This is a genomic window from Lactobacillus acidophilus, from assembly GCF_034298135.1.
GTDB lineage: Bacteria > Bacillota > Bacilli > Lactobacillales > Lactobacillaceae > Lactobacillus > Lactobacillus acidophilus.
In genome coordinates, this window is sequence record NZ_CP139575.1 from 1,548,831 (window position 1) to 1,566,246 (window position 17,416).

Annotated in this window: 24 protein-coding genes; 5 read left to right on the forward strand and 19 right to left on the reverse strand. The window is 34.4% G+C overall.

Annotated elements, in window-relative coordinates; translation table 11 throughout:
• Nucleotides 1-92 precede the first annotated feature (92 nt).
• On the reverse strand, nt 93-1,712 hold the full coding sequence (locus SO785_RS07435; protein ID WP_011254098.1) for a glycoside hydrolase family 13 protein: 1,620 nt from the start codon (nt 1,710-1,712) through the stop codon (nt 93-95).
• A 117-nt stretch (nt 1,713-1,829) separates the two neighbouring features.
• On the opposite strand from SO785_RS07435, the gene SO785_RS07440 reads away from it, so the two are divergent.
• The gene (locus SO785_RS07440; protein WP_003548975.1) at nt 1,830-2,660 is read left to right on the forward strand and encodes a Cof-type HAD-IIB family hydrolase; all 831 of its coding nucleotides are present in this window, start codon (nt 1,830-1,832) and stop codon (nt 2,658-2,660) included.
• Nucleotides 2,661-2,700: 40 nt separating this feature from the next.
• Here the strand turns inward: SO785_RS07440 and SO785_RS07445 are convergent, their stop codons facing one another.
• From SO785_RS07445 to SO785_RS07455, 3 genes are all read right to left on the reverse strand, one after another.
• The gene (locus SO785_RS07445) at nt 2,701-4,293 is read right to left on the reverse strand and encodes an APC family permease (RefSeq protein WP_011254096.1); all 1,593 of its coding nucleotides are present in this window, start codon (nt 4,291-4,293) and stop codon (nt 2,701-2,703) included.
• Between the two features lie 91 nt (nt 4,294-4,384).
• Complete coding sequence (gene glyA, locus SO785_RS07450) at nt 4,385-5,620, reverse strand: serine hydroxymethyltransferase (RefSeq protein ID WP_003548972.1); 1,236 nt, start codon at nt 5,618-5,620, stop codon at nt 4,385-4,387.
• Between the two features lie 56 nt (nt 5,621-5,676).
• Nucleotides 5,677-5,958, reverse strand: coding sequence for a hypothetical protein (locus tag SO785_RS07455; protein ID WP_011254095.1), 282 nt, complete (start codon nt 5,956-5,958; stop codon nt 5,677-5,679).
• 326 nt (nt 5,959-6,284) lie between these two features.
• Here SO785_RS07455 and SO785_RS07460 point away from each other — a divergent pair, with 326 nt between their 5' ends.
• Both SO785_RS07460 and SO785_RS07465 read left to right on the forward strand, forming a co-directional pair.
• Nucleotides 6,285-6,602 carry a hypothetical protein gene (locus SO785_RS07460; RefSeq protein ID WP_003548967.1) on the forward strand — a complete coding sequence of 106 codons (318 nt, stop codon included), beginning with the start codon at nt 6,285-6,287 and terminating at the stop codon, nt 6,600-6,602.
• Between the two features lie 126 nt (nt 6,603-6,728).
• Nucleotides 6,729-7,244: a hypothetical protein gene (locus SO785_RS07465; protein WP_015613291.1), complete on the forward strand. Its 516-nt coding sequence runs from the start codon at nt 6,729-6,731 to the stop codon at nt 7,242-7,244.
• Nucleotides 7,245-7,299: 55 nt separating this feature from the next.
• Here the strand turns inward: SO785_RS07465 and SO785_RS07470 are convergent, their stop codons facing one another.
• The 14 genes from SO785_RS07470 to SO785_RS07535 form a co-directional block, all read right to left on the reverse strand.
• Nucleotides 7,300-7,494 (reverse strand): hypothetical protein, encoded by a 195-nt coding sequence (locus SO785_RS07470; protein ID WP_011254093.1) that lies wholly within the window; start codon nt 7,492-7,494, stop codon nt 7,300-7,302.
• A 69-nt stretch (nt 7,495-7,563) separates the two neighbouring features.
• Nucleotides 7,564-7,764, reverse strand: a complete 201-nt coding sequence (locus tag SO785_RS07475; RefSeq protein WP_003548960.1) for a hypothetical protein — start codon at nt 7,762-7,764, stop codon at nt 7,564-7,566.
• A gap of 77 nt (nt 7,765-7,841) precedes the next feature.
• Nucleotides 7,842-8,303, reverse strand: coding sequence for a methylated-DNA--[protein]-cysteine S-methyltransferase (locus tag SO785_RS07480; RefSeq protein WP_003548951.1), 462 nt, complete (start codon nt 8,301-8,303; stop codon nt 7,842-7,844).
• Entirely contained in the window at nt 8,303-8,521 is a 219-nt protein-coding gene (locus tag SO785_RS07485) for a hypothetical protein (protein WP_003548950.1), read from the reverse strand. The genes SO785_RS07480 and SO785_RS07485 overlap by 1 nt, the downstream gene beginning before the upstream one ends.
• A gap of 84 nt (nt 8,522-8,605) precedes the next feature.
• Complete coding sequence (locus SO785_RS07490) at nt 8,606-8,866, reverse strand: multidrug resistance protein (protein ID WP_003548949.1); 261 nt, start codon at nt 8,864-8,866, stop codon at nt 8,606-8,608.
• A gap of 48 nt (nt 8,867-8,914) precedes the next feature.
• Nucleotides 8,915-9,268, reverse strand: a complete 354-nt coding sequence (locus SO785_RS07495) for an MFS transporter (RefSeq protein WP_003548946.1) — start codon at nt 9,266-9,268, stop codon at nt 8,915-8,917.
• Nucleotides 9,269-9,427: 159 nt separating this feature from the next.
• Nucleotides 9,428-9,976 carry an MFS transporter gene (locus tag SO785_RS07500; protein WP_015613289.1) on the reverse strand — a complete coding sequence of 183 codons (549 nt, stop codon included), beginning with the start codon at nt 9,974-9,976 and terminating at the stop codon, nt 9,428-9,430.
• Between the two features lie 2 nt (nt 9,977-9,978).
• The gene (locus SO785_RS07505) at nt 9,979-10,683 is read right to left on the reverse strand and encodes a B3/B4 domain-containing protein (protein ID WP_003548940.1); all 705 of its coding nucleotides are present in this window, start codon (nt 10,681-10,683) and stop codon (nt 9,979-9,981) included.
• Nucleotides 10,684-10,819: 136 nt separating this feature from the next.
• A complete protein-coding gene (locus SO785_RS07510) occupies nt 10,820-10,960 on the reverse strand; it encodes a hypothetical protein (RefSeq protein ID WP_003548937.1) in 141 nt (46 codons plus the stop codon).
• 56 nt (nt 10,961-11,016) lie between these two features.
• Nucleotides 11,017-11,520, reverse strand: a complete 504-nt coding sequence (locus tag SO785_RS07515) for a GNAT family N-acetyltransferase (RefSeq protein WP_003548936.1) — start codon at nt 11,518-11,520, stop codon at nt 11,017-11,019.
• 21 nt (nt 11,521-11,541) lie between these two features.
• The gene (locus SO785_RS07520) at nt 11,542-11,937 is read right to left on the reverse strand and encodes a DUF3021 domain-containing protein (RefSeq protein ID WP_003548933.1); all 396 of its coding nucleotides are present in this window, start codon (nt 11,935-11,937) and stop codon (nt 11,542-11,544) included.
• Between the two features lies 1 nt (nt 11,938).
• Entirely contained in the window at nt 11,939-12,391 is a 453-nt protein-coding gene (locus SO785_RS07525; protein ID WP_021874013.1) for a LytTR family DNA-binding domain-containing protein, read from the reverse strand.
• Nucleotides 12,381-13,247 carry a multidrug ABC transporter permease gene (locus tag SO785_RS07530; RefSeq protein WP_003548929.1) on the reverse strand — a complete coding sequence of 289 codons (867 nt, stop codon included), beginning with the start codon at nt 13,245-13,247 and terminating at the stop codon, nt 12,381-12,383. Before SO785_RS07530 ends, SO785_RS07525 begins: the two co-directional genes overlap by 11 nt.
• Complete coding sequence (locus SO785_RS07535; protein ID WP_003548928.1) at nt 13,247-14,101, reverse strand: ABC transporter ATP-binding protein; 855 nt, start codon at nt 14,099-14,101, stop codon at nt 13,247-13,249. Before SO785_RS07535 ends, SO785_RS07530 begins: the two co-directional genes overlap by 1 nt.
• Nucleotides 14,102-14,406: 305 nt before the next feature.
• On the opposite strand from SO785_RS07535, the gene SO785_RS07540 reads away from it, so the two are divergent.
• Nucleotides 14,407-14,472 (forward strand): putative holin-like toxin, encoded by a 66-nt coding sequence (locus SO785_RS07540; RefSeq protein ID WP_241234209.1) that lies wholly within the window; start codon nt 14,407-14,409, stop codon nt 14,470-14,472.
• Between the two features lie 182 nt (nt 14,473-14,654).
• Here the strand turns inward: SO785_RS07540 and guaA are convergent, their stop codons facing one another.
• Complete coding sequence (guaA, locus tag SO785_RS07545) at nt 14,655-16,205, reverse strand: glutamine-hydrolyzing GMP synthase (RefSeq protein ID WP_003548925.1); 1,551 nt, start codon at nt 16,203-16,205, stop codon at nt 14,655-14,657.
• A 224-nt stretch (nt 16,206-16,429) separates the two neighbouring features.
• On the opposite strand from guaA, the gene SO785_RS07550 reads away from it, so the two are divergent.
• Entirely contained in the window at nt 16,430-17,395 is a 966-nt protein-coding gene (locus tag SO785_RS07550; protein WP_003548923.1) for a helix-turn-helix domain-containing protein, read from the forward strand.
• Nucleotides 17,396-17,416 lie beyond the last annotated feature (21 nt).

Sequence of the window (17,416 nt, forward strand, 5' to 3'; positions counted from 1 at the left end):
CCATGACCATATTACAGATCATAGATTAATCGATTAACGTAGACTAGAATACCATCTTCAAGTTAATAATTCAAGATATTTTTACATTGCCACTATTCAATTACTTTGCTTATGAAAGCCTCATATGGTTTAAGGGTGATATTTTGTACATTATTTCTTTCTGGATAGTTGCTGAGGATCGTTTCAATTTGATCATTAGATACAAAATTCTGCTCCTCATTAGATAAGTTAGCTACTACCAACCATTTTTTATCATTCAAAATGCGATAATAAGCAAGCACTGCATCTTGTGTATTAGACACTAATGAAAAATCACCATCAACTACGATCGGATTTTCATGACGTAATTTAATCAATTTTTGATAAGTATAAAAAATCGAATTTGGATCTGCTAACGCATTTTCAACATTAATGTCCTTATAATTAGGATTTACACTTAGCCATGGATCAACTTCAGAAAAGCCAGCATTTTTTTCATCATTCCATTGCATTGGTCGACGTGCATTATCACGACCTTTTACATTGATTGCATGAATCAACTCTTCTTCATCATAACCTTCCGCTAAACGTTCGTTATACATATTAATACTTTCAATATCTTCAACCTCATCAATATTTTTAACAGGACAATTAGTCATCCCAATTTCTTCACCATTAAAAATATAAGGTGTACCGTGCATCATATGTAAAATAATTGCAAACATTTTGGCGCATTGGACACGGTATTCTTGATCATTACCCCAGCGCGAAATAACTCGCGGAATGTCGTGATTCTCCCAAAACAAACTATTCCAAGCATGATCAAAATCGATTTTTGTTTGCCACTTAACCAATACTTTTTTCAATTCTCCTAAATCAAGAGGTTTTAAATCCCACTTTTCTTTACCAGGTTGTTGATCTAAAGATTGATTTTCAAATTGAAAGACCATTGACAATTCATGACGATCAGGATCAGAATATTCTTCCGCAATCTTTGGTGTTGCATTCCAAGTTTCACCTACTGTCATCACATCACGTTTACCAAAAGTAGCTTTATTCATTTCTTGTAAATATGGATGTAGCATTGGCCCATTTTCACGAATGTTCTTGTCTGGATCCTTCCCGATTAATTCAATTACATCCATACGAAAACCGCCAATTCCCTTATCAAGCCAAAAGTTCATCATGTTGTAGATTTTCTGACGTAACTCGGTATTTTGCCAATTCAAATCAGGCTGTTGATCAGCAAAGAAATGTAGATAATATTGTCCACTTCTTTCATCATATTTCCAAGCAGAACCTGAAAAAGCAGATTTTAAGTCATTAGGCTCATGTTCATCAACTGGATCACGCCAAATATAATAATCACGATATTGATTATCCTTTCCTTTTTTGGCCTCTACAAACCACTTATGTTGATCAGAAGTATGATTAACCACTAAGTCCATCACTATCTTGATATGATGTTCTTTAGCCTTGCTAATTAACTCGTCCATATCTGCCATTGTGCCATACTGTGGATCAATCGCTTCATAATCAGAAATATCATATCCATTATCAACACCAGGAGATTGATAAACTGGTGAAAGCCAAATAGCATCAATTCCTAATTTTTCTAGATAGTCTAATCTTGAAATAATCCCTTGCAAATCTCCTATTCCATCACCGTTACTGTCTTGGAAAGACTTAGGATAAACCTGATAAACAACAGCATTTTTCCACCATGAAGCCATAATTTTTACCCTCACTTAAAAAATTTATTCTATGGTATAACTATAAATAATTTATGTAAGCACTTGCAATAAATGGTAAACTGTTAACGGTATCAAAATTTGGATTGGGGTATTTATATGAAACAACTTCCTTTTAAGGCTGTCGCAGTGGATGTTGACGGCACTTTTGAAAACGACAAAAAAGAATATGATCATGAAATGTTCGGAGAAATCCTGTATCGCCTGCATAAGCATGGAGCACATTTCATTATTGCAAGTGGTCGTCCGGCAGGCAGACTTAGCGATGATTTTGGTGATTTCATCGATTCTGTAGATTTTGTAGCTGATAATGGTGCTGTGCTTGTTCGCGATGGTAAGATTATTCGTACTACTTGTTTTTCCAAAAAGGGCATCCTTCACTTAATTGACTACATGCATCAGCGTTATCCCGGTTCCGTTACCACATTATTAATTAGTGGTGTTAAACATTCATATTTTTTAAAGAGTACGCCTCCTGAATTTAAAAGATCACATCATTATTTTTATCCTAATAGCATTGAAATTGATGATTTTTCTCAAATTCCTGCAGACGACCAATATACAAAAATTACAGTTGATTATCCTAGCAAGGTTAGACATGAGCTAGAATATGGCTTTAATAGTCGTAGTATGGAAAAGATTCATGTTACAACTAGTGGATGGAATTATATGGATATCATCCCACAGGGGGTTAACAAAGCTACTGGCTTAAAAGAATTTTTAGCTTATCTAGATGTTCCTAGAAGTGAATTAATTGCTTTTGGTGATGGTGAAAATGATATCGAAATGCTTAAATTAGCTGGGCTTAGTTATGCAATGGAAAATGGCCAAAATAGCGTTAAAAAGATTGCCAACTTTATTGCCCCAAGTAACAACGATAATGGTGTATTTAAAGTATTGAATCACTACCTAAATGAAGTAAATAAATAAAAAAAGTTGTTGAGCAAAATTTCTCAACAACTTTTTTAGACTATTTTTTATTTCGAGCAATTTTTTCTGCATATGGATCAAGTCTTTGCATACCAGTCTTGATTCCCCAATAGTAAAAAACAAGTGAAGCAATAATAATTATTCCAAAATCAAATGGATACTTAATCCAGTCCTGACCACCAAAACCAGTACTACCGATATAAGACATAATTGAGATAAAAATCAGGTAACCAATCATCCACCAACAATGCTTTAACTGTTCTTTCAAATTAGAATGTTGGTAATGAATTTCATAATAAATATAAACAGGTAACCCAACTGCAATTACTAAAATAACTTGAATAGTTGTTGGCCACATTGACCAATAAATTGCTAAACTAGTTAACACGAAAGCAATTGGTGCCAACCATGGCATATAGCGCGGCTTAAAGGGACGGTCAATGTTTGGGCTGATCTTTCTTAAAGTCATTACTGTAACAGGACCAGTTAAATAAGCAATTAATGTAGCGGCCGTAATTACAGTTGCTAATAAATTCCAATTTCTAAATAAACTAACTAAAATTGCTGCTAAAATTAGGTCTACTACCATTGCATAACGCGGAATTAAATATTTTTGATTAAGTCTACCTAACCATTTTGGTAAATGGCGTGTGTGCGTCATAGCCGCTAAAGCTCTTGATGCAGTAGCAACAAATGCTACACCTGTTCCAAATGGAGAAACAAATGCATCAAGGTAAAGCAAAATTACTAACCAATTAATTCCTAAAATAATCGCAATATCAGCAAATGGTGAAGTAAAATTAATTCCGTGCCATCCCACTTTAGCTAATATGCTAGGCTCAATTGCACCAATAAAAGTAACTTGCAACATAATATAAATTGCTGCAGTAATTAACATAGAAATCAGCACTCCACGTACAATATTCTTACGTGGATTTTTCAATTCCCCACCCATATTAATTACTGTTTGAAAGGCATCATAGGACATGATAATACCAGAAACTGAAGTTGCTTCAAAAATTGAGCGCGTTCCATATGGCATAAATTCATGAATATTGGAGCCAAAATTTTGTGCATGAAAACCACTACAAATTAAAACTACAATTGTTAAAGTAGGCAACAAAATTTTAAAAATTGAAATCAAATTAGTAAAATGCGTCATAATTTTTACTGACCAAAAATTGATCATGGTAAAAATAATCATAAAGATAAATACGACACCGATTCCTTCAAAAGTGATATCGCCATTTTTTATAAATTGCTTGGTCCAATTAGCCCATGACCACGGCCATGAACTCATGTATTGCACGGCAGCTACGGCTTCCATTGGAACTAATGTAACTAAAGAAATCCAATTAGCCCATGCTGCAATAAATCCTAATAGCGGCCCATGACTGTATTGAGCATATCTACTCATACCTCCGCTTTCTGGGAACATTGAGCCAAGTTCTACATATGTTAATGCAATTGCGATAATAATTACTGCGCCTAAAATCCATGAAATAATTGCGGCCGGACCAGCAATCTTAGCAGCTGAACCTGATCCAAATAACCAGCCTGAACCGATTAGTGAATTAAGTGCCAGCATAACAGCTGAAAACAGCCCTATTTTATGTCGTTTTATTTTTTCCAAATCATCACTTATCCTATCCTTACCCCGTTATTGTATGTAGCTTTAGATTATAACAAAAACAGCCTCGGTCGAAAACCGGGGCTGTTCATTTTTATTCAACCGGATGCTTTTTAGTTAACTCATGTACTTCTTTTTTTACATGTTCAATTGTAGCTTCATTATCCGGATCGGATAAAATTTCAATAATCAATGAAGCAGTCTTTCTTGCATCTTCTTCATTAAAACCACGGCTAGTAATCGCAGGGGTGCCGATTCTTAAGCCACTGGTGATAAATGGACTACGCTTATCGCCAGGAATAGACTCTTTGTTGGTGGTGATATTGACGAAGTCAAGCAGATTTTGTGCATCTTTTCCAGTTAAGCCAGTATCAGTAATATCAATAATCATTAAGTGATTATCAGTGCCACCAGATACTACACGAATATTTTCTGATTCATCAAATACTTCGGCCATTGCCTTAGCATTTTTTACTACTTGCTTAATGTAATCAGTAAACTGTGGCTGTAAATCTTCATAAAAAGCCTGTGCTTTACCAGCAATTACATGTTCCAGTGGACCACCTTGAATACCTGGGAATAATGCAGAATTAATCTTCTTACCGATTTCCAGATTATTAGACAGGATCATTCCACCGCGAGGTCCACGTAAAGTCTTATGAGTAGTCGTTGTTACAATGTCAGCTACCGGAATTGGACTCGGATGTTGATCTGTTGCAACAAGTCCTGCAATATGTGCCATATCTACCATTAAGTATGCGCCCACTTCATCAGCAATATCGCGGAATTTTTGCCAGTCAATAATACGACTATATGCGGAAGCCCCGGCCACAATTAATTTTGGCTTAACTTCTAAAGCAACTTTACGAATTTGATCAAAATCAAGTTCTTCTGTTTCCACATTTAAGCCATATTCATAAGACTTATATTCTTTACCACTAAAGTTAACCTTAGCGCCATGAGTAAGGTGCCCACCGGCATCCATTCCCATACCCAAAATCACATCACCTGGCTTCAAAAGCGCTTGGTAAACTGCCATATTAGCTTGAGAGCCTGAGTGAGGTTGAACATTAGCAAACTTGGCATTAAAAAGTTTTTTAGCATAATCAATTGCCAATTGTTCTACTTGATCAATATATTGACACCCACCGTAGTAACGACGACCAGGATACCCTTCAGCATATTTATTAGTTAAAACTGAACCTTGAGCTTCTCTAACAGCATCTGAAACAATATTTTCTGATGCAATTAATTCAATTGTATTCTGTTGACGTTTTTCTTCTTGACGAATTGCATCCCACAATGCTGGTGATTTTTCTGCGTATTTCAAAAAAATACCCCCTTTTTTAATAAATCATTTTGCATGTATCTAAAATTATACATGGATTAATTTATAATCGCATTCAAATAAGCACGATTGCTACGTGGAAATTCTTTTTTAAAAGCAGCTAATACTGCGTGACGACATTCTGCTGTTTCAGTTAACAAGTATTTTTTATTTATATGTAAATAGCCATCTTCAATTACAGTCAGTTTTTCCCCATCATTTTTCACAGTAATTGAGCGGTCCTTTTTAGCCGTCAATAATTTTATTTCTTGATATTGACTTTTCGAATCACACATCTTCTTAAGTAAAGTTGTTGCCTGCTTAACAGGAATTAAGCGCATAATAATATCCCTTCACAAAACTGAAAATTTTTTCTAAAATAAAACCGTCCGCATAATTACGAACGGCTGTATTATGGGACATCATGCTTAGCTTTGCAACTAGCTAAGCATGTTTTTTATACAACAAATTACTAAAAAGTAATTATCCTATAAATAACGTCCGCATTTAGCGTAACACCGTTTTCATGATAATAAAATGCCGTTTTTATAATAAGATAGCTGTTTAGTAATACTAAACAGTAAAAAAGCTACCTTTTTTCTACAATAATATAGCTACCTTAAAACAATTATTTAGTAAAATTTACTTATAGAGAGAAGAGGAGCTAATGCTTGAAATTAACTTTGATAAAACTGGCTGTAAAACATTTTTTAAGAAACATCCCCAAAATAAAAAGATCGTCCAAGCTAAAATCAACTCTGCCATTAAAAAAGAAGTACAAACTGGTATGAGTAAGGTTAAACTCGCTACACGAAAAAAGATTAATAACCTTCCCTGCTATGAGATGCGACTTAATCTACGTAATATAGGATCCGTCAGAATAGCTTTTACTGTTCATGATAATCAAACGACTGTCTACTACTTGACTACCACTTTACAAAAAAGTGAATTCAGTAAGGAACTTGAAAAAACGTTAAACAAATAATTATGATTAATTTTGCTAATGTAAGCCTAAATAATATGATTTACACAAAATTTTATGTTATTCTGCTATACATCTACTAAAAATATGTTTATAATTTTTAGGTTGAATAGGGGTGAAATTCTGATCATGAAAAAAGTTAATTATACTAAAAAACACCATATGTACTTAATGAATCATCTTAATGGTGATGTCATTGAAGTCAAAATGGATAAAAATAATAAATCTTTTAAGAAATTAAGACTTTATCGGCAAGACGGGTTAGGAAACTATTATCTAGATCCACATGCAGAATTAAAAGATCAGAATAGTTTGGCCACTAAAGAAAATATTGTAGAAGCCGGAAAAAAAGTCAGCCATCATATAGCTGATAGTAAAAACTGGCACCATAGAGTAAAACCGGTCTTTAATGCTGATCACAAAATTATCGACTTCGAACCTAGACTAGCATTGAAACATCATACACATATTCAAAATGCTAAGAGATACCTGCGACATCTAGATAATCACCATGCAGATTTCCTTTTCCGTAGAAATAATAAAGGTCGACTAATGGCACCATGGAACTATGTAAAAGATGCCATTTATGAAGATCGTAATAAAGAAATGGTTATTGCTCATAAAGTACATAAGTTAACGAAGTAAAAGTAATATAGATAAAAAATACTAGAGGAAATAAAAATCTTCTAGTATTTTTTTCTTAATTTTTCTGTTTCTTCTGTATCCAACCAATAACCAATGAAACAGCTATTACCATTGGTGCCAATTGAATTGAAATTAATAGTAACAACAAAATTATGACAAGCGGTGCATTTCTTAAAATCATCATTAAACTTGTTGTTAATGCGATAGCAATCGCAATTCTAGGAGCTCCAGATAATCGCATATACTGCATAACTCGTTCCTTGCAAAATTAGTATCATCCCCTTATGAATATGCTAATTTTATCAAATAACTTTTTGAATTAACAATCAAGCTTTTGCAAATTCCCTAAAACCAAATCAATATCACCTTTAATTGCCAACGTCCGAGTTTTAATTTGATCAGGATACATAATTTGATTAGCATCAATAGTTACAAATTTTGCATCAGAATTATCTAGTGTCCATTTCCAGAACGGATATTTAATAATTACCGGCGTATTCATCCCTACACCAAGTTCCAAATACAAAACTTTCTTATTTTGTAATTACAATTATCCATTTTGTAGATACAAAATTGAAATTAAACAACATTTATCAATCATTTATTTTTCTTTTCAAATTCAAGCAAATACTTCTTAGCCTCAATCCCTGCCGCATAACCGGTTAAACTACCATCAGCACCGATCACGCGATGGCATGGAACCAAAATCAAAATCGGATTATTATGGTTAGCCATCCCGATCGCCCTTGAAGCTTTAGGCTTGCCCATCATTTTTGCAATCTCGCCATAGGTTCTGGTTTGGCCGTAAGGAATGAGTTGGAGTTGCTCCCAGACCTGTTTTTGAAAATCTGTGCCTTCATCAGCCAAAGGAAGATCAAAATTCTTTCTTTTGCCAGCAAAATATTCTTCAAGTTCAGTCTTACATTTTTGAGCTAAATCATTGGCTTCCACATTTTCTCCATGATTAGCAGGCTTCACGCCAACAATCGCTTCATCAGTAGCAGTGATTTCAAGCAATCCAATCGGTACTTTAATCGTTAATTTACTAAGTTCACTCATTATTCTTTTCCTTTGAACAAATTAAGAAAAATTCTTACACCCGTAAAAATCACAGCAAGCACAACCATCCAACCTACAAAATTTTGTGGCCTGTTGTACGCAATGATTGGTAATAATCCTAATAACTTATGTTGCATCCCTGCAATAACCAATATTGCAATTGATGCAATCCATAGAATAATCGCTGCTATTCCTGTAATTCTTTGTGCTATTTTCATTTCATATCCTCCAATTTTTCTATTTATTTTAGTTAATAAAACGCAAAAAAGCTACTCATTGAAGAGTAGCCTTCCATATATCTATTATTGTTTAGCCTGATTTTTAATACCTAAAATCAATAGACACGCGATAAATGTTACCAAAATCGTAGTGCCAAATGACCATTGATAGCCACTAACAACCGATGATGTCTGATTTTGTACCACATTCTTGGTTGTCACAGCTAGTGCCGTACAGAATGAGTTAGCTACCTGTACCATTGTCACAATAATTGTATTACCTGAAACAACACTCCTTTGCGGCAAAGCATTCAATGCATAAACTGGCGCTAGTGTATAACACAAAATTAAACCAGCACATCTAAAGGCGTAAAGAACAGTAATCCAAATAATTTAAGTTTGTGCATCATAGAAAAACATTGGAAGTGCAGTGATTAATCCTGCTAAACTACCAATAACTGCCATCTTTTTAATGCCAAATTTATCATATAATCTTCCAGCAAAAGGTGATAAAAAAGCCATAGTTAAAGCACTTGGAATCATTACCTCACCCGAAACTATTGGACTAACTTTCAAGATATTCTGGCTAAATAGTGGCAACATCAATTCTGGTGCCATGATTGCTCCAGATATCAGCAACGTGATCAAAATACCTAATCGATATTGTTTACGAGCAAAGACGTGCAGATCAAGTAATGGATTTTCAATCTTGAATTGTCGCTTGATAAAAATTGCGATAAAAACCACATCAATAATTGCAAATAAAATAGTTAACAGAATATTGCTACCACTTTCACCTAAGCGTCCTAGACTATAAAGTAAACTTCCTAGACCTACGATTGTAAAAACAACTGAAGGAAAATCTACCGCTATGTTTTCAGGTTCCAGTACACTTTCTACAAAGAATTACGTACAAATCAAGGTCAAAACCGTAAATGGCAACAAAATGATAAACAACATTCGCCAACTATAAAATTCAAGAATTACTCCTGATAAAGTTGGCCCAATCGCCGGTCCTAAATTGATGATGATCCCAGCGATTCCGATTGCCAAACCTCTATTTTTAGCCGGAATAATAATCGTTAAAACATTGGTTACAAGTGGCATGTTAATTCCGACGACCATTGCTTGCACCAATCGTCCAATCAACAAAAACAAAAAATTAGGTGCAAAGGTAGCAACCAATGATCCCAATAAAAAGATACTCATCGTTGCAGTAAACAAATGGCGCAAAGGAAAACGGTGCATAAAGAATGTGGCCAGTGGCATAACCATCCCTGCCACCAGCATATACCCGGTATTAAGCCATTGCGCATTCATCTGACTAATATGCGTTTCTTCCATGATCATCGGCAAGCCATTGTTCATTAACGTTTCTGCTAAAGTCGTAATAAAACTCCCCAGCAGAAGTGTCGCCATCATTAGAATGATTTTTTTATTTCTTTTTTCTGCCATTTTTACTCCCATTCAAATTCTGGATGATTCTTATCAACATAACCCACTTGAGTTTCAACACCGAAGATTTCTTTACTTTTCCCTACTAAATCTTCTCTGGCTTTGTCCACTGCATCCCTATTCACATCCACAAAGCCATCAATTGGAAAGAAAACATCATGCGTTTGATCAGTAATTTTACTATGCTCACTTTGACGCCAAGTCCAACGACGGATACATACATCGCTACCTACCGCATAAACAACTTCACCCTCATCTGGTTCTTCCACTTCATCTTTACCTAATGGGACAAAATTATCTCCAGATTTAGTTAAACGCATTATAATGTCATCTTGTACGCCATCCAAACTATGTGTCCCCATAAGCACAGTGTATTTAAGTGAAATGGCGTTATTGAGATTAACTAACGGATTAATGTGTGGCAAATTCTTTCCTTTGGATAAACGTTTAAACAAAGCTTCTGCAGAACAAGGATATCTATTAGGATTGATACCGATTTTTCTAAACGCTTCACGATATGGAATGATTTCATCATTTTGCTTAACATTTATACCATCGAATTTTTGTTGTGAGTATTTCATATATCTGTTAAGTAATCTATCAATTTCAGGATAGTTCTTGCTATTATCAATTCCTTTGGCAACAACAACGCCAACGTACATATCTGGTAATTTTTCAAAAATATCTGGTGTAACTATAAATTTCATATAAACCTCCTGAAATAAAAAAACTGGATAAGAAACCCGCCGCAGTACGACGCTCTTATCCAGCTTGTAATGTTTACAAATCCTCTGAACTTAAAAGGTATTTAATTTTTAATCATTGTATCAATGTAAGAGGATTTTACTCTTCTTTTTCTTTACAGTGACTCTTGCAGGCACACTTCTTATCATCGACCATTCGGCAGTGACAAACACCATCTTTACCTGCGCAAGGGCAACCTTTTTGACATTTCATTCCATTATGACAAAATTCGTTATTCATGATCAATTCCCCCTTTACCACAATTATAGATCCAAGTACTCTATTTTTCTAAAAAATTACTCTACTAAATTTTTTACCATGTTATAACTGCTTACGCCATCTGGATCGGGGATATCCTCTGCAGTTTTGCCTTCGTTTTCGTATCCTCTTTTTTCATAAAAAGAGAACAACTTAGGTAAGCAAGTTAATGAAATTGCTTGGTGATTTTGTGATTTAGCTACTTCAGCCATCTTGTCTAATAATTTAGTTGCAATTCCTTGTTTACGGTATTTTTCATCAACAGCCAAACTCAAAATTGTTTGATACTTAGCCTGTGGATTATTTGGATGATTCTTGAAATATAGCCCATCCTTGATGTAGCGATCCGTAGATGCTGGGCCAAACACGTGACCCACAACTTCGCCATCAACTTCCGCAACTAAAAAAGTATCAGGATAGTTCTCGATTCTACCAATCATATCTTTTCTAGTCATTTCTTCAGACATTTGAAAAGCGGTTGATTCGATATCCACAATTCGATCAAGGTCAGCCATTTTTACAGTACGAATAATTAATGTCATTTTGTCCTCACAATTATGTTTTTAGTTCTTGTTGATATTTCTTTTTTTAATCCTAACATTAATTCTATCGATTGTCTTTTTCTGTTCTAAGAGGCAAATAATCCAAATCACAATATAAATAAAAAGAAATAATAATATACTACTTACATTAATTTGCCACTGATTAATTCCACACATTACCCAGAACAAAATAAACGTTCCAATAAAGTGAATTGCAATTGCTCCACCTATAGGCAAATCTGTTTTAAAGATCATAGCGAGAAAGCCAATAACACCCGAAATACCTAGAACCGAAACTGTACTCTTAATAGTTGGAGCTACGCCCGGATTAAAAAAGGTCAACACACATACATAACAAATTGCTCCAAATCCCATGCCTGTAAAGAAATAATTTAAACATTTTCCGAACCATTTCATCTTATAATCCCAGCTCTTTCTCTAAATCTGGCAAATACCGACGTGATACATCAGTTTTTAATTTATTAGCCAATATAGCAATCATATTTCCAGCAAATCCACTTTCAAGTGATTCTAAATAATTTAGATTAATTACAGAGTGGCGTGAAACTTGCACAAAATCTTTATTCAAATCATCTAAGACCTGATAAAGTCTTCCTGTAGTTTTAATAACTTCATTGGTCGTGTAATAAGTTAAAGTAGTTGATTGTACTTCAATTTTTATTAATTCCTCACGCTTTATTGTTGCAATCCGATCACTGGTTTTAATCGGTAAAAGATTTCGATCTCTTTTACCGAATTTATTTAAGTAACTAATTAATTTTTTAACCGTACTATCCTCTTGAAGAGCTTTTACTTCAATTTGAAGTTCTCCACTCTTTAGAGACGAATCTTCCTGAAATTTAACCTTCAATTTGCATTTTTCTCTTTCCAGCAGCCAGAGAAGAAAATGTAATTATTACTATTAATATTGCAATCATTCCTACCATTACATAAGCAGTATCCCAACGCGTTAATTGGTAGTCATTAATTTTGAAATGAATACCTAAATAGTTAATCATTTGACTTCTTACACTAGCTGGCATTTGACTTTTACTCAATTCATTTAAAAATAAGCTTCTTAAAGCAGATGCTTCATAACTACTTGGCACTAATTTTACCAAAGTTTGAGCCGTAGAGGATAACGTTCCATAAGGAAGATACGTTGCAACGGCAAAGCCAGCGATCGCACCTACAACTGCAGAAAGTCTACTAAATGTAGTAGATGAATGTATGAAGAGAACGATAATTTCATTTAACAAAGTTGCTCCTAGTGCACCCAATGCCATAAAAATCAAAGCCAAAAGACATGATTCGATAGAAATATTAATTTTATTAACAGCACTAAAATAGATATTCATTACTGCAAAAGTGATAACTTGCATCAAAAAACTTACAACTGAACTAGACAAAACATAGGCTAAATTTTGTCTTGAGAACGAAATATCTGTCAATCTCATATCATCAGCTGTTCGAGTTTCTCGATCTTTTACCAATTGTCCCAAAGCTTGAAAAGAGGTGGTAATGCTAGCAATTGACACAATACCAGCAATCATCCATAAATCTAACATTTGTTTTGCACTTGAAAAATTTGGCCAAGAATTTTCCAAATTCTTTTGTAAAAATCCAATATAAATAAAGAATGAAATTAAGGCACCGAAACATGACATAATCACGCCAGGAATATTAGAAAAATATATTTTTATATTTCTTTGAATTAAAGCAAACATTATTGAAGTTCCTTTCCTGTAATCTTGATAAATGCATCATCAATTGATCCTTTTTGATATTCAAAATCTGCAATTTTATCTTCATTTTTACTTAAAAAATCGATTACTTGTTTTGAACTCATAGATTCAATCCTAAATTTATTATCTCTAAGCCGAGTTATATTGTTAGAAAGATTAGGTACTTCATTATTCTTCATAGTCACTAATAATCTAGTTGGCACATATTTTTCTTTTATTTGTTTAGCAGATCCGCTTGCTAGAATATTTCCGTTTTCTAGGATATACATTTGATCCGCATTTTCTGCTTCTTCAAGATAATGTGTTGTTAAAAATATCGTTAGGCCCTGCTCTTTTTGCAACTTTTGTAATAAATGCCAAATTACTAATCTAGTTTGTAAATCTAAGCCAGTTGTTGGTTCGTCCAAAAATAATAAATTTGGACGATCTATCAAAGCTCTAGCAATATCTACTCTGCGTCTTTGACCACCTGATAAAGTGCCATATTTTTGATTCAAGAAATTCTTAATTCTAATTAATTCAATTAATTGATTTAACCACTCTTTAGAGTACTTTTTATACATTCCAGCTCGTAGATAAAGATTATCTTTTACGGTAAGATTGTCATCCAAAACGCTATCTTGAAAAACCACACCAATTTTTAAATTTGGAGCATAAGTAATTGTTCCGGAAGTTTGCTTTAATAATCCTGTCAAAATATTAATGGTAGTGGACTTTCCGGCACCATTAGTTTCAAGATAAGCTACGAGTTGTCCCTTATCGATTTTGATATCTATATTATTTAAAGCTAGTTTTTTACCATATCTTTTAGTTAAACTATAAGTTTCAATAAGCATTAGCAGATTTCCTTTCTTCGATTTAGCTAAAGAATAACTGATAAAATGCTTACTGTATCGCAATATCAAATGAGTGGTTAATATCTAAACATAAACGGCAAAATTTAGAGCATTAAAAAAGCGCGCAAAATTAATTGCGGGCTTTTGGCTTGTTTGCCTTCTCAAGTTACTTTTATTCAGATAAAATTATTTATGCAGAAAGTTTTATGAGCGGCGGCTGTTTTACCTCTGGAGGTGAGGTCCTATGGATCAAAATCTGATAGAAAGGGTTCAGCTCAATGAGCGTATTCGAATCTATTTCGTTGATGCTTTTGTTTGGGACTTTTGTGTTAGCTCTGCTGACATATATAGATCGCCACAATCACAAATAAAAAACGCCGCTCTACCTATAACTTTGGCGAGTTATAGAGCGACATCTTCGCTGTCTTTATAATCAAAACCACCGCTCTTAAAGCGGGCCGCATGGGAGATCGAAAGATCTCCTTTTTTTATACTTAAATTATACCATGAATACGAAAAAAGACCCGCAAAATTAATTACGAGTTTTTCATTTTTATTCCCATTCAATAGTGGAAGGTGGCTTACTGGTTACGTCGTAAACGATGCGGTTAACATTATCTACTTCGTTTACAATTCTATCTGAAATATGACCAAGCACATCCCATGGAATTTGGGCAAAGTCTGCAGTCATTCCGTCAATTGAAGTTACGGCACGAATACCAATAGTGTAGTCGTAAGTACGGCCATCACCCATTACACCAACTGAACGAATACCTGGAAGAACTGTGAAGTATTGCCAAATCTTTTCTTGAAGGCCAGCCTTCTTAATTTCTTCACGCAAAATTGCATCAGATTCACGCACGATCTTAAGCTTGTCTTCAGTAACTTCACCAAGAACACGAATACCAAGACCAGGACCTGGAAATGGTTGACGCCATACTAAGTCGTGTGGAATACCAAGCTTTTCACCAAGTTCACGAACTTCATCCTTGAAAAGCTTACGTAGTGGTTCAATTAATTTGAAATTCATATCTTCAGGAAGTCCACCAACGTTGTGGTGAGACTTGATAGTTTGGGCAGTGTTAGTACCTGATTCGATGACGTCAGTATACAAAGTACCTTGTGCTAAGAAGTCAACGTCCTTAAGCTTCTTAGCTTCTTCGTTGAAGACTTCAATAAATTCCTTACCGATAATCTTACGCTTTTGTTCAGGATCAGTTACGCCCTTAAGCTTGTTCAAGAATCTTTCTTGAGCATTAACACGGATAATGTTTACACCAAGATCCTTGTTCAAAGCCTTCATTACTTGGTCGCCTTCGTCTTTACGAAGCATCCCGTGATCCACAAAAATGGCAGTTAATTGATCACCAATTGCCTTGTGAAGAAGAGTTGCAGTAACACTTGAATCTACACCACCAGAAAGGCCTAAAATGACTTTCTTGTCACCAACTTCCTTGCGAATTTCATCAACTTGCATATCAATGAAGTCAGCCATGGTCCAGTTAGCTACAGCACCACAAACATCAAAAGCAAAGTGCTTCAAAATATCTAAACCATATTCCGAGTTACGAACTTCAGCGTGGAATTGGATACCGTAGAACTTCTTGTCTGGGTTAGCAATTGCCGCAATAGGACAGTTCTTGCTTGATGCAGTTACTTCAAAACCCTCAGGAGCTTGAGTTACTAGGTCTCCATGACTCATCCAAACATATTGCTTAGTTGGTAACCCTTTAAACAAAGCACTATCTGGATCTTCAACAGTAATATTTGCTCTACCATATTCCTTATTTTCAGCTCGTTCAACCTTGCCACCTAAGTCGTAGCTCATCAGTTGCATCCCGTAACAAATACCCAAAATAGGAATACCTAACTTAAAGATTTCAGGATCTACCTTTAACGCACCATCGTCGTAAACACTATTAGGACCACCTGAGAAAATGATTCCCTTTGGATTCATTTCCTTGATCTTTTCAATAGAAAGATCATGAGGCAAAAGTTCTGAATAAATGCCAAAGTCACGAATACGTCTGGTGATTAATTGATTATATTGACTACCGAAGTCAAGAACAATAATCTTATCAAAATCCTCTAGATTCTTAGCCACTAAATTCTCCCTCTTTTCAACTACACATTTTTAATCAACTTTACTAGCAAAATTAAAAAAGGTCAATCAATATTTATGAAACTAAGTATAAACGTTCAGCTTTAGAATCTGTCAACTAACAGTTGCAACCACTGGTTGCCTAGAATGCAAACAAAAAGTTCTTGTGAGCAACCATACTTTTTTATAAATTAAAAACATCAACAAAACAGAAAGGACAATCAATTATGAAATTAGGTCAAAAAATTACACAATTACGCAAAAAATCTCACCTCTCGCAAGAAGCACTAGCTGAAAAAATGAATGTCAGCCGACAAGCTGTTTCTAAATGGGAAAGCAATCAATCGATTCCTGATATTGAAAAGATTGTCGATTTATCCGAACTATTCGGTGTTACCACAGATTATCTATTAAAAAACGGCACACCATCATTTGAATTGCCCGGGAAAACAACGGAAGAAAAACAAATAAAGAAATTACCATCGATCGATGATCAACAGATCACTCAATACTTAGAAGTTGCAAAAAAGACAGCTCATTTTGAAAGTTTATCTATTGCTTTATTCTTTTTAGCAATTGGAGTATTTTGTCTATTTACTTCTTTTACATTCTTTTCCCCTAATTTCACTGGAACAATACAATACACAATACCGATTATCATCATCGCTATTGCAGTAGGTTATTTTATTCATGCGAAATTGATAATACATGAATTCGAATCAATTACTCAAAATAAATTTACTTTAACATCTGCCCAAGATGATTTTATCAATTCGTCTTTTCATGAATTTAGAAAAAAGAACAACCAACGCATTGTTATTGGTGTAGTTCTCTGCATTCTTGCCCTCATTCCACTTATAACGATTTGGACTTTAAGTTGGACATGGGCAGTATTAATGATTACTTTTGTTTTACTCAGCATTGTCAGTTATCAATTTACTTTCTACTTCTTAAGACAACTTGCCTTTAAAACAATTGCTGGACGTAGAAAACATTTGCCTAAAGAAGAAAAAAGTTTATTAGTCAACGGTAGCGTGATCTTTTGGAGTGTTTTATTTCTTGTCTACTACCTCATTCGTCATTACGTACAAGATCCTAACATTGCCGACAATATTTCAGGTTTTATTTTCAACTTGGCAGTAGTTGCTTATCTTATTTTTACTTTACTATTTTTTAAAAAGAACGCTGAATAATCAAAAAACTAGCCCCTCTTT